Source organism: Streptomyces sp. TLI_053, assembly GCF_900105395.1.
Lineage (GTDB): Bacteria > Actinomycetota > Actinomycetes > Streptomycetales > Streptomycetaceae > Kitasatospora.
On record NZ_LT629775.1, the window covers coordinates 9,754,206 to 9,766,267 of the forward strand.

Here is a 12,062-nt window from a genome sequence, read left to right on the forward strand (position 1 = left end):
GCACAGTTGTCCACCGGGGAGCCGCAGCCGCCTCGTGGAACAGGTGTGCTGCATCTTCGCTGTGAGACCGCTCGCGCGGTGACAGCTCCCGGGCCGAAAGGCCCGGGAGCTGCCGCGCGGACGACGCGACCGGCGGTGGCGATCGCCCGTACGTCCCTGCGCGACGCTTACAACCGCAGGACCCGGGCCCCGGTCCGCTGTGGAAGCCTCCGTTGGCCGATGCGCGGACACCGATCTCGCGACGGGCGCCGGACGCGCACCGCGCGACCTGGTGCACTCGCATCGGCGCGGGCGCCACGCCCATCCGTGATCGGTGCGCGAGGCCCTTCCGCAACCAGTCCGGTCCGGACGCGGGGCATCCACAGCGGACCGATCGCCCGACACCGGGACAGGGCAGCGGCCCGAAGGCGGCACGTCAGTGGTGCCGCCGGTCCGCCCTCGCGGACGCGACCGGAAGTCGCGAAAGCGGAGTTGCGACCGCAAGGCCGCGCTGACGCGCACAGTGCACTCCGACCGTCACAGCGGTTGACGCGCTCGGATCAACTTCCCGGCTTCGCGGTGGGCCGGTGTTCCGCGAGGTCCTCTGGGCCCATGCCCGCCCAGCGCGCCCAGCCCTCCCATCTGGACCTGACCGCACCATCGGACCCACCCACCCCGGTATTCGCCTGACCTCAGGTCAGGTCGATGCGGACACCCTAGGACGTGCACTGCGACCTCCGGAGGGGAAATGACGTCCCGGACCGGTCCGCGCTGGTGAACGTCACCTCGGCGGTCTTCGGCACGGGCATGCCCCGTGCCGGCAGCTGCACAATCTGGGCCCGGGGCCACGTCACCACCGTCCCGGTGCCCCGCCGGACGGTCCGCAGCAGCTGACGCCCCTCCTGGGGCGGGGTCTGGCGGTCGATGTCGGGCGGGGCTCCTACGATGCCGGGCATGGTGCGCTTTGAGGATCTCCAGCAGTCCCTGTGGGACACCGATTGTGACTACGGGGTACAGCCGCCCGTGACCGACCGGGTGATTCTGGAGGCCGAGCGGCTGCTGAACGTCGCGCTCCCCGGTTCCCTGCTCGACCTGCTGCGGCAGCAGAACGGGGGCCGGGTCACGAGCAGCCGGAATGCCTTCTCCACGAGCGGGCCGACCTTGTGGAGTGCCGACCACGTCCCCTTCGACGGCTTGCTGGGCATCGGCCACCGCGAGGGGACGATCTCCCTGCTCGACAGTCCGTACCTGGTGGAAGAGTGGAACCTCCCCGCTCCTGTGGTGCTGGTCTCGGGTGAGGGGACCTGCTGGATCGGGCTCGACTACCGGGCCTGTGGCCGGCAGGGGGAACCGTCCGTTACCTGGTTCGACGCGGACGACAACTCGGGGTTGGCCCTCTCTCCGGACTTCCGCTCCTTCGTCGAGGGTCTCACCTCCGTCGGCGAGTTCGAGAGTGCGAAGAGCGACGGCTTCTTCGGCTGAGCTCGCACGCGAAGCGCCTCCGTCTAGCTGCAAGGCTACCCCCGCCACGAGCCCTTCCCAGGACAGACGTTGCTTGATTCGGCACTGGGTAGAGGCAGCCCGGTGGCGGCCGGTCCCTGCGTCGGTCGTCGGTTCTCCGGCGCGGGCGCCGAGTACCCGTCCGCCAAGGTGGTGGATCTGCTGTCACGGGCGTCGGATAGGTTGCCCGGATGACTGACCCGGACCCGCTGGTGCTCGTCCTTGCCGGACTTGTCGTGGACGTCGTCCAGTTCCTCGACAGCTGCGAGGACGGCGAGGTCGACCCCGACTGCGCGGTGAAGATGATGGAGAGCGTGAGCTGGGTGCTGACACGGCTGCCGCGGGACCAGCGCGATCGGTTCCTGGCCGTGCTCGCCGACCTGGTCGAGGCTGAGCAGGACCCGGGCCGGCGGGAGTTCCTGGAGAGGTTCCCCATCGCCAGTGGCTTGGTCGAAGAGGCGTAGGGGGCGCGGGTCGAGCCGGATCCCGATCGGGCGGAGGTGCCCGGTTGCAGGGTGTGGTCCCTGCTGCGGCGGATCGCGGTCCGGGCGCGGCGAGCGGGTTTTCTGAGTACGGATGCTCAGGAGCCGGGCCGGGTGGTGTGCGTACGGTGGCGGTACGAGGCACGACAAGGGGGATCGGGATGTTCGGCAGGACGTGGGTGAAGGCGGCTCTGGTGGTGGTGGCGAGCCTGGTCGCCCTGTTGGGGGCGATGGTGGCGCTCTATGTCCTGGCGTGGTGGCAGCTCGGCTCCGAGGACCCCTACTCCAAGCCTGCAGCCGAGATCGTCCGCCACACCCCGGAGCAGTTCCACGCACTCAGTGACCAGGCTGTCCGCGACACGGTGGGAGGGCTGAGCCCAGCCCTTGTGCTGAGCGACCGGGGCCGTACCGTCGACCGGTACGAGCCGCGCACGGACGGCAAGGAGAGCAAGTTGTCGACCGTCGAGCGCCGGTTCACCGTCCGTACGAGGATCGGTGCATCGCATCGGCAGGAGCTCCGGGAGGGCATCGAGGCCGACTGGCGGCTGCACGGGTTCCTGCAGGTGCCGCCGGCCTTGACCTCGAGCGCTGCGGACGAGGGCCGGGAGTACCTCAGCGCCGCCACCTCGGAAGGGATCCGGGTTTCGTTGGCGTTCCTGCCGGAGCCGGACGGGACGCTGACCCTCACCATGTCCGTCAGCGGCACCGACATCGCCTACGATCCGGACTACGCCCGCCCGCTCTCACCCCTGCGCCCGGACACCGAGGACACCTACTGGTCGCACTGAGGCGACAGCGGGGCCGAACCCCGCGACGGGCGACCGCCGGTGTGTCTCGCAGGGCATAGACGCCGGTGCCCCGAACGTGAAGTGGACGGCGCGTCGGCCGAGGGTGTTTCGGGCTTGGTGACTGGCACCCGGGCGGGCAGGCTGTTCCCCGTGCCATCCATCACACGATCCGCCCGTCGAACCGCCGCCCGGCCCGTAGCGGCGGTCCTTACGGCCCTGCTCCTCACTGCCTGCGGCGAGCCCGCGGCATCCGACCACTCCACCCCGGGAGCCGCGCCGCCGGCCACCTCTGCCGTCGTCTGGCCGGGCCCGCCGCCGTCGGACTCGGCCACGGCACGCGCGCAGCTGGCGGCCCTGACCGTCGCCGCGGCACGTCCGATGGCCGGCTACTCTCGTGACCGCTTCCCCCACTGGTCCTCCCAGGGGGCGAACTGCGACACCCGCGAGAGCGTTCTGAAGAGAGACGGGCAGTCCGTCGTGACGGACGCCCAGTGCCGTGCCACTGCGGGCGCGTGGACATCGGTGTACGACAACCAGCAGTTCAACGACGCCTCGAAGGTCGACATCGACCACCTGGTGCCCCTCGCCGCAGGGTGGCGGGCCGGAGCGGACAGCTGGACGGACGACCAGCGCAAGGCCTTCGCCAACGATCTCACCCGGCCCCAGCTCCTCGCCGTCTCCGCCACCTCCAACCGCGCGAAAGGGGACCAGACGCCCGACCAGTGGAAGCCCCCGTCCCCAACCGCCTGGTGCCACTACGCGAAGGCCTGGACCAACGTGAAGTCCCACTACCAGTTGACCGTCACCGAACCCGAGAAGACCGCCCTGGGCCAGATGATCGACACCTGCCCGGCGGAATCATGACTACCCCCGATCCCGCCGACGGACCGCTGCAGACCACCGGCATCCCGGCCGGACCGGGAGGCGTGATGACCACCGAGGTCGGCGTCATCACCGGCGACCTCACGCTGCGCACCGTCTGGGACGGCTGCCAGGCGCTGTTCACTGTCCAGTACGACGGCGCCGACGAGTGGTACACCGTGGAGGGGTCTCCGGTGCCCGCCCCCACCGCGGCCGTAGCCGATGCCGCTCACCGGGCGATGACGGCGGCTGTCCGGCGCGGCGGTGCGGCCACGGTGGCCGACGTCGGCCGCTGAACCCCGCCCCGCTGCTTGTCACCGGTCGAGTCAATGCCTTCGCTCGGCAGGTACTGTCGCTCAGTCCCACCAGAAGTCCCAGAAGCGGTCGTGGACGAGGCGTTCGGCGTAGGCGGCGAGCGTGTTCGGGTGGCTGCCCTGCCAGATGTTGTCGGGGCAGAACGCGAAGTGCTCGGCTGCCACGAGGAGGGCGTCCTCTGTCGATGTCGGGGGTGCGGCGACGCTCAGGTGGAGAGTGGAGGGGCCGACCGCGACGACGCGTGCGCCGAAGCGTTCTTCCCAGCTGGCCACGATGGCGGAGAACTTGGCGGTGTCGTTGTCGTAGTTCACCGGCCCGTCCCAGCCTGCAGCGGTGAGCGCGTGGGCGCCTGAGTCAGCGGCGACGAGTCCGAGCCGGGACTGCGGTCGCCGGGCGGCGAAGTGCTGCGCATGGTCCGCGGCCGCAGTATCCGGGTCAATGGTCGGCTGGTGAGCCGGGGCAAGTCCCGGCCAGACCAGCCCGAAAGGGGCGGTGACGGCCAGACGGTCTTCCGGCGACAACATGTCGTCGTCCTCGTCGATCACGGTGTAGTCCTTCCACCATCCGACGAGGAGCCCGGCAGGGTTGTGGGCGTCCGGGGAGGACATCCGCTCGGGGAACAACTCGCCGCTTGCCCAGGGCCTGAACTCGCTGTCACGGGGGTCTCCGGAATCGAGCAGCAGCGGCCACAGGCCCGTGCGGGTTCGCTCGGCATGCACCCGTGCCCAGAGCTCGGCGGTGGCCGGCCGGTCGCTCATCCAGAGAACTTGGACGTCTCCGTCGCCTTCGTCCGACGTGATCATCCGGCCGGATGGAAGCGGAGTCTCGACGGCGGACAGGAGCTCAGGGTTCATGAGCGGATGCTAACCGTGAGTCCGACACCCGACGGCCCCGTGCGCCTCGGACGGCGGTCGGGTCGTAGGCGGCGAGGAGGAGCCCGTCCGCCAGACCCAGTTCAGCGTCGGGGTCCGGCGTTCCAGTAGGCCCGGTCAGCGGTAGGGGTGCGGCTGCGGTCAGGCCCGGGTGGTGAGGTGTGCGAGTGCCGTGTCGTAGCGAGCCTGGACGGTCGTGTCCGGGGCCGCCCGCAGGAGGGCGGCGAGGGCTCGTACCGCGCCGTCGTCGTACCCGGCTGCCTCCGCTTCCCGGGCCGCGAGGTCGAGCTGTGCGGTGCCCTCGGCGTGGTTGCCGAGCCCCAGCAGTGCCTCGCCCTTGATCGCGAGCAGGAGGAGGCGGGGGATGTCGGTGGTGCCGGGGCGGTAGTCGAAGTCCAGTGCGTGGGTCGCGGTGGTGAGGGCTTGGTGCCAGTGTCCGGCGTCGGCTTGGTGGCGGGCGAGGTGCTGGGTGGCGAGACGTTCGATCCTGCGGTCGCCGTCGCCGCGGGCGAGCTGGACGGCGCGTTCGCAGCTGGTCGCGGCGTCGTCCAGTGCGCCGAGGACGGCGTGGGCCTGGGCCAGGACGATGAGAGCGTTGGCCTCGGCGAAGGCGTCGCCGGCTCCGGCTGCGAGCGCGCAGGCCGCTTCGAGGTGGACGAGTGCCTCGCTGGTGCGTTCTTCTTCGGTGAGGACCCAGCCGAGCATGTTGAGGACGCGTGCCTCGCCGTGCTGGTCGGCGTCGGCGCGGGCGGCTGTGAGGGCGGTCTCCAGCAGCGGGGTCCAGCCGTCGCGCACGCGCCACACGATGAGTGGCCACATGGTCATGACGATGCGCCAGGTGCGCTCGTGCAGGCGGGCGGCGGCGGCCGCGGCGACCGCCTGGTTGAGGTTGCCGCGCTCGGCGGTGAACCAGGCCACGGCGGCGGCCCGGTCCGCGAACTCCCGCACCGTGTCCGGCGGCAGGAAGTCGGCGGGGAGGGGGAAGCAGTCCTCGGAGCCGGGTTCGGCCGCGGCGACGGCGGCGGTGGCGGTGGTGATGTAGTGGTCGAGGAGGCGCTTGATGGTGTCGGGGTGGGCATCCAGGCTGCGGGCGTAGAGCCGCACGAGGTCGTGCATGGTCCAGCGGCCGGGCGCGCTCTCGTTCAGTAGGTGTGCGGCCGTCAGGTGTTCCAGGGCGCTGTCGGTGGTGGCCGGGTCGGTGCCGGCCAGGGCGGCGGCGGTGTAGCGGTCGAGGTGGCTGCCGGGGTGGCGGCCGAGCGCGGCGAACATGTCCGCTGCAGGGTTGGGGAGTTGGCGCAGCGTCAGGTGGAGTGCGGCGCGGACGCCGGTGTCCTCCAGGTCCAGCAGGCCCAGGCGCCGGGTCTCGTCGGTGAGTTCGCCGGCCAGCGTGGCCAGGGTCCAGTCGGGCTTCCCGGCGAGCCGGGCGGCGACCACGCGCAGGGCCAGGGGAAGTCCGTCGCACAGCTCCGCCAGGCGGAGCGCGGCGGCCGGCTCGGCCCGCACCCGGTCGTTGCCGAGGGTCCGGGCGAGGAGGGCGGTGGCGTCTTGGGGTGTGAGGGTGTCGACGGGGACGGGGCGGGCGTTGTCGGTGACGATCAGCCCGGGGAGCTTGTTGCGGCTGGTGACGACGGTGACGCAGCGGTCACCGCCCGGCAGCAGGGGGCGGACCTGCTCGGAGTCACGCGCGTTGTCCAGGACGACGAGGAACTGCCGGTCGGCGGCGAGGGCGCGGAACATCGCGGCCGCGGCGTTCTGCGACTGCGGGATCCGCTCAGCCGGCACGCCAAGGGCGAGCAGGAAGTCGCGCAGGACCTCGACGGCGGCCGGCTCGCTGGTGTCGCTGAAGCCGAGCAGGTCGGCGTAGAGGCGCCCGTCGGCGAGTCCGGCGGGGTCGTGGTGGGCCCAGTGCAGGACGAGGGCGGTCTTGCCGACTCCTGCGGGCCCCACCACCAGGCACACCGGCGCCTCACCCGCCGTCGCGCGCGTCAGGCCGGCGAGCTCACCGGCCCGGCCGTGGAAGCCGCGCGGCGCGCGCGGCAGCAAATCAGGTGCGCTCATGGTCAGGGTGGCCTCGGGTGCGGCGGTGACGGTCTGCGGGACGGCGGTCGCCACCACCACGTCCTTCGCTGCGCGGGCGGGGCGGGGACGGCCCGCGCTCGCGGCTTCCTCCAGGCCCCGGGCGCCGGCCGCGTCCAGGCCCAGCGCCGCGGCGAGGGCCTGGACGGTGCGGCGCTGCGGCCCGCGGGAGCGGCCCTGCTCCAGGTAGGACAGGGTACGCACGCTCACCCCCGCCGCGTTCGCCAGGTCCTCCTGGCTGAGCCCCGCGTGCTGGCGCAGCGCGTGCAGCAGCGTGCCGAAGGAGCGGTCGGTCCTGATGGTCGAGGCCATGCTGATGCTCTTCCCGTGTTCGACGTGGCCCTGGCCGAACGCCGAACCCAACCCGCAAAAGTATGCGCTACCTACTTTTGCGGGTGAAATTGCCTGGTCCGCCCGCACCTGGCCGGGTTGGATCGAAGCCTGAGGAAGAAGGCCCCGGAGCCACCCGGAAGTCCTCCACCGACCATTCCTCCCCCCAGGGACCTGAGGGGACCTGGTGGGCGAGGCCGTCGGCCGCTTCCTCAACCGTCCGTCCCGCGAGGACGCCCCTGCCCCGACGCAGCGGCAGGCGCCCGCGCGGGGTCTACGCCACGTGGCCCACACCCGCGCCGCAACAGCCTTCAGGAGAACTGCCCGATGCGCCTGCATCCGATGTCCACCATGCGCCGAACCGGAAGGCAGCTCGCGGTCCTGCTGCTCGCCCTGGTCTCCGCGTTCAGCCTCCTGTACGGGGCCGCCGCCCCCACCGCCAACGCCGAGGTCCCCGAGAACCAGATGTTCACCGACATCGACTGGCACATCGACGACTACGACGCGCCCCCCAATACCCACGCGGCGCGAGACAACATGAACGGCTACAACGCCATGGTGAACGCGCTGCGCGCCGCCGCCGGCCACCAGATGCCAGGCGTCAGCGACAGCCCGGCCTACATGGACACCCCGACCCGCACCAACTCCAACCGTGTCATCCGGGTCCTGGTCTGGCGCAACGGGTCGGCCGACCTCGCGCTGTACTTCAACGTCGACAACCTCTACTTCCTGGGCTACTCCGCCACCGCCCGGCACTACCGGATCGTCCCCCGCCCCAACCAGGCGGACCGCGCGTACACCAACCACCTGCCGGAGCGGCTCCGCGTCCGCCTCGGTTCGCAGACCCCCCTCATGTTCAACCAGATCACCGGCGACGGCAGCTACGCGCAGATGTCGGCCCCGCCGGAGTGGCGGGGGGCCCAGGTCTACACGGCGTCCATGATCCTCACCCGGTTGCTGACCCTCACCCGCGTCGAGCCCGGGGACCAGAACACCACCCAGTCGAACCAGGCCATGGCCTACATCATCCAGGCCACCTCCGAGGCCGCCCGCTTCGGCTGGATCCAGAACCGCATCGGCCAGACCATCTACCAAGGCGGCGACTGGCAGGAGGAGGGCGCCCCGGCCAACCTCGGCCCCTTCGGCACCGACCTCGAAACTAGGTGGAGCGACCTTTCCCGCATGGCGCACAACACCGCCGCCCACCGCGTCGACCCCGGCGTGACGATCAACAACCGCACGTACCGCTCCGTGAACGACATCGGGAACCCTGGGAACAACCAGCCCCGCCTGACCCCCTTCCTCGCCCTGTACGCCAGCGGACAGCCCTAACCGCCATGCCGCCGGGCAACCGGCCGGGCCCGGCCGGTCGCATGCGCCCTCACGCCCGCGAGCGAGCAGGCGCCTCGCGCCTTCAAGGCCCGCCCGACGGCGGAATGCCCCAACCAAACCGAGCCGCCCCTGGCGTCAGTCGCATGACCAAGCACAGCAGGGGATGGAGCACCCACTGCCTCATGTGCCTCAACGGATCAGATGACCGCTGATCTGCGAGTATTTGCACTTACGCCAGATAACGAGCGGTGCCGGGCCGAAGTCGGCTACGCCGTCCGCTGGTGGCAGCTGCACCGCCGAATCGGCGTCCGGTGGCGCGCCCGGCCAGACCGCGCGGCCGCCCGCCGGCTTCAGCGCGAGGCCGCGGCCGCCGCCTCGTAGAACGGTGTGGTGGTGGAGCCGCGCCGCCGTGATGAGCCGGGTCGGCTCCGGTTGGCCGAACGACCTTGTCCGGAGCGTGCCTCCACTGCGGCCGACCGGTCCCGGGCGCACCGTCAGGTCAGGCGGTGAACGCTCCGGTGCGGGTGGCGAAGGGCCGCAGGCCGGAGAGGCGGACCGGGGAGTGGACGAGGCGGGCGGTGATCGCCCGTACGGACGGACGGCGGACCTCCTCGGGGGCGACGCGTTCCATCGCGCGGAGCGCCTCGTAGGTGCGCCGGTCCTCACCTAGCGCGTCCCACATGCGAGCGGTGTCGGTGTAGTAGCGGGCCCGGCGCTCGGCCGTCGGTAGCCGGGCGGGGTTGAGGCCGAGCGCGTGGCGCACGCCGGCGTCGGGGTCGCCGAGGGCGGTGGCCAGGCCGACGCGGTACAGCGCGCACTGCTCGGCCGTCGCCTCGACCGTGAACAACTCGCCCGCCAGGCCGTGCGGAATCCGGCCGGCGCTCTCCTGCGCCTGCTCGATCAGAGCGTGGGCCGCGCCCGCGGTGCCGCCGGTGGCGGCGGTGTAGGCGGCGGTCAGCAGCAGGGAGGTACGCACGGCCAGGGCGTTCGCGCTGTCGTCGCCGTCGAAGTCCGCGGCGGTGGTGGTGAGCAGGTGGACGGCGGAGGCGATCCGCCCGGAGCGGCGCATCGTGATCGCGAGCACCCGGGCCGCCTCCCCGACCGCGACGGGGGAGCCGCAGGCGCGAGCGGCGGTCAGCGCACGGTCCGCGGTGACCCAGGCGTAGTCCGCACTGTCCTTGACGGCGACCTCGGTGGCGATGACGTGGGCACGGGCCAGGGCGGCGTTCGCCCGCTCCCGGCGGATCCCGCTCGTCGCGTCGCGTTCGGCCGCAGCCCCGGACAGCAGTGCGGGCAGGGTGGTGCGCAGCCGGTCGTAGCGGGCGGCGCGGAAGTCGGCGCGCGCCCGGGTGAGGGCAGCCGCGAGGTCGGGCAGACGTACCGGCGGGGCAGGATCGAACAGGGCCCGCTCCAGGGGATCGCCGCCCTGGGGGCCGGGCGGCGGTGCGGCGTCGGCCGGCCCGCTGCCCACCGCGACGGCGCCGATGCCCGCGGTGCCCAGCGCGAAGAAGCTCCTGCGTCGCACTTCGTCCTCCGACTCTCGACCTGCCGTCACCCTAGCGGCAACCATCGGCCGCGCAGGCGAAGTTGGGGCGGTGTCGATGCCCAGGCCAAGCCGCTGGGGCGGGATGTCCAGGAACTGGGCAATGCGCAGCAGCGCGACGTCGCCGACCGTCATCCGGCCGTTGAGGATGCGCGACATCGCGAGGGCGAATACCCGGCGTGGGCACCCACCTCGGCCAGCGTCGCCAGCTCGATCTCGCGGTCCCACACCTCGGGCTTCACGAAGCTGCGGGGGTCGCGCGGCCCCGTGCCGCCGTCGGTCTGCGTCGGCTCGGTCAACATCACGCTCACGTGGTGCTCCTCTCGAAGGTGTCGAGTGGTGCGCCCTGGCCCCGCGCCGAATGGCCGGAAGGGGACAGGAGCGGCCGGGGCAGGGTGCCGGGGACCGGTGCCCGTCCTCGACCGCAACAACGACGCTAGGAGCCGGGGAACCGGGGAACAAGAAGCCTTGTGCGTCGACGCACGCCACGTGCGAGACCTGCACAGCCTGTGCGAAGGCGCTGCTCACTGTCCAGTACGACGGCGCCGACGAGTGGCACACCGTGGAGGGGTCCCCGGTGCTCGCCCCCACCGCGGCCGAAGCCGAAGCCGCCCATCGGGCGATGACGGTCGCTGTCCGGTGTGGCGCCGCGGCCACCGCCGCCGACGCCGGCTGCTGAGCTCCGGTCTGTCGCGCGGGCCGCCCCCGTACTGGCGGCGTCTCCGCAGCACCGTCTTGGAGCAGCCCGGAGCATACCTCGGGACCAGGGGCCGCACTGTGGCAGGAGGCCCCGCCCTCGCTCCGCCGGGTGGCGATCATGCACCTGCTCATCTCGTCCTGCATGGTGCGCGGGTACGGCGAGCGCCGACGCCCCCGAAGAAGTCGTGTCCCTGATTCGGCGGACCATCCCGCCCTTCGTCTCCGCAGCTGGCTGAGGAACAAGGCCGACCGCAGTTGAGTACGCCTACTCACGCGCAGCTGCAGACCTCGCGTCTACGGTGACGGGACGGAGCAGGACGGAGGAGGCGAAGTGTTCGACAAGGGGCTGGTGAAGGGGTGCCTCGGGGTTGTGGTGGGCCTCGCCTGTCTGGTCGGGGTCATGCTCGCGCTCACCGTGGGCGGGTGGTGGTGGGTCGCCTACGACGAAGCACATCCATCACCGCCCCGGCCCGAGAGGATCCGCTTCACCGCCGACGCCTTCCACCAGCGCAGCGAGCAGGCCCTCGAGGACACGGTCGGTGCGCTGAGTCCCGGGCTGGCGCTCACGGACACCGGCTACTCCGTCGAGCGGAACCAGCCGCGGGCGACCGGTGAGCCAAGTCGGCTGTCCTTCGTCGACCGCCGGCTCACCGCCCGAACCAGGATCAGCGCCTCCCACCGCCTTGAACTGAAGAGCGGCATCGAGGACCAGTGGCGCCGGCACGACTACAAGCTGGTCGAGCCGATCTGGACCCCCAGCGATCCGCAGAAGGGCACGGACTACAACTTCAGCGCCGAAGCTACCGATGGGGTCACGGTCTACGTCAGCCTCGTGCCGGGCCCGGACCGGACGCTCATCCTCACGCTCTCCATCCACGCCGGCGGCGTCGAGTACTCGCCGGGTTCTGTCAGGCCCAGCGAGACCCTCCGGCCGGATGCCGAGGACACCCACTGGTCGACATGACCTTCCGTCGACCACGCCGCCCGCACCGGAGCGATGGACCACCTCACCCCGCGCGACCGCGCATGGGCGCGTACCCTCACCGGCCCGGCCGACATCATCTGGGACGACGGCGCCGACGGACAGCACCGGCTGTGTGCGTCCGATCAGCAGACCGTCCGTACTCCGATCATGCCGAATCCGCATCGCGGTCGGGGTGATTCGCCGGAGCCCGGTGGCGTGCGGACGGGGCGCCGAGGGCGGCGGACGGGCCGGGCGCTCTACCGACGTACGCCCTCCTGGTGCCGGGGGCACCAGCGGTCGAAGAACTCCCCGATGCTCCCG

11 protein-coding genes and 1 pseudogene are annotated in these 12,062 nt (G+C 71.8%); 7 read left to right on the plus strand and 5 right to left on the minus strand.

All coding sequences use genetic code 11. From position 1 onward, the window contains the following. Positions 1-740: 740 nt before the first annotated feature. Positions 741-935 (minus strand): annotated as a pseudogene (locus BLU95_RS45720) (IS630 family transposase); the annotation flags it as partial. Here BLU95_RS45720 and BLU95_RS40530 point away from each other — a divergent pair. From BLU95_RS40530 to BLU95_RS40550, 5 genes are all read left to right on the plus strand, one after another. Beyond that, a complete protein-coding gene (locus BLU95_RS40530; protein ID WP_197698683.1) occupies positions 934-1,461 on the plus strand; it encodes an SMI1/KNR4 family protein in 528 nt (175 codons plus the stop codon). The pseudogene BLU95_RS45720 and the gene BLU95_RS40530 sit on opposite strands and share 2 nt — an antisense overlap. A gap of 209 nt (positions 1,462-1,670) precedes the next feature. Beyond that, a complete protein-coding gene (locus BLU95_RS40535) occupies positions 1,671-1,943 on the plus strand; it encodes a hypothetical protein (protein WP_093864446.1) in 273 nt (90 codons plus the stop codon). A gap of 179 nt (positions 1,944-2,122) precedes the next feature. Then, positions 2,123-2,749 carry a hypothetical protein gene (locus BLU95_RS40540; protein ID WP_093864447.1) on the plus strand — a complete coding sequence of 209 codons (627 nt, stop codon included), beginning with the start codon at positions 2,123-2,125 and terminating at the stop codon, positions 2,747-2,749. A 477-nt stretch (positions 2,750-3,226) separates the two neighbouring features. Next, positions 3,227-3,613 carry a GmrSD restriction endonuclease domain-containing protein gene (locus BLU95_RS45725; protein WP_353653527.1) on the plus strand — a complete coding sequence of 129 codons (387 nt, stop codon included), beginning with the start codon at positions 3,227-3,229 and terminating at the stop codon, positions 3,611-3,613. After that, complete coding sequence (locus BLU95_RS40550) at positions 3,610-3,906, plus strand: hypothetical protein (RefSeq protein ID WP_093864448.1); 297 nt, start codon at positions 3,610-3,612, stop codon at positions 3,904-3,906. Before BLU95_RS45725 ends, BLU95_RS40550 begins: the two co-directional genes overlap by 4 nt. 60 nt (positions 3,907-3,966) lie before the next feature. Here the strand turns inward: BLU95_RS40550 and BLU95_RS40555 are convergent, their stop codons facing one another. Further along, positions 3,967-4,779: a DUF4253 domain-containing protein gene (locus BLU95_RS40555; RefSeq protein ID WP_093864449.1), complete on the minus strand. Its 813-nt coding sequence runs from the start codon at positions 4,777-4,779 to the stop codon at positions 3,967-3,969. Between the two features lie 159 nt (positions 4,780-4,938). Next, positions 4,939-7,185 (minus strand): helix-turn-helix domain-containing protein, encoded by a 2,247-nt coding sequence (locus BLU95_RS40560; RefSeq protein ID WP_159425264.1) that lies wholly within the window; start codon positions 7,183-7,185, stop codon positions 4,939-4,941. A gap of 345 nt (positions 7,186-7,530) precedes the next feature. Between BLU95_RS40560 and BLU95_RS40565 the strand changes: the two genes are divergently transcribed. Beyond that, positions 7,531-8,535, plus strand: a complete 1,005-nt coding sequence (locus BLU95_RS40565; protein ID WP_093864451.1) for a ribosome-inactivating family protein — start codon at positions 7,531-7,533, stop codon at positions 8,533-8,535. 499 nt (positions 8,536-9,034) lie between these two features. Here BLU95_RS40565 and BLU95_RS40570 read toward each other — a convergent pair whose 3' ends face one another. Next, on the minus strand, positions 9,035-10,060 hold the full coding sequence (locus tag BLU95_RS40570; protein WP_231978143.1) for an XRE family transcriptional regulator: 1,026 nt from the start codon (positions 10,058-10,060) through the stop codon (positions 9,035-9,037). 149 nt (positions 10,061-10,209) lie between these two features. Continuing rightward, the gene (locus BLU95_RS40575) at positions 10,210-10,389 is read right to left on the minus strand and encodes a hypothetical protein (protein ID WP_093864452.1); all 180 of its coding nucleotides are present in this window, start codon (positions 10,387-10,389) and stop codon (positions 10,210-10,212) included. A gap of 719 nt (positions 10,390-11,108) precedes the next feature. Here BLU95_RS40575 and BLU95_RS40580 point away from each other — a divergent pair. Next, a complete protein-coding gene (locus BLU95_RS40580) occupies positions 11,109-11,741 on the plus strand; it encodes a hypothetical protein (RefSeq protein ID WP_093864453.1) in 633 nt (210 codons plus the stop codon). Positions 11,742-12,062: the final 321 nt, after the last annotated feature.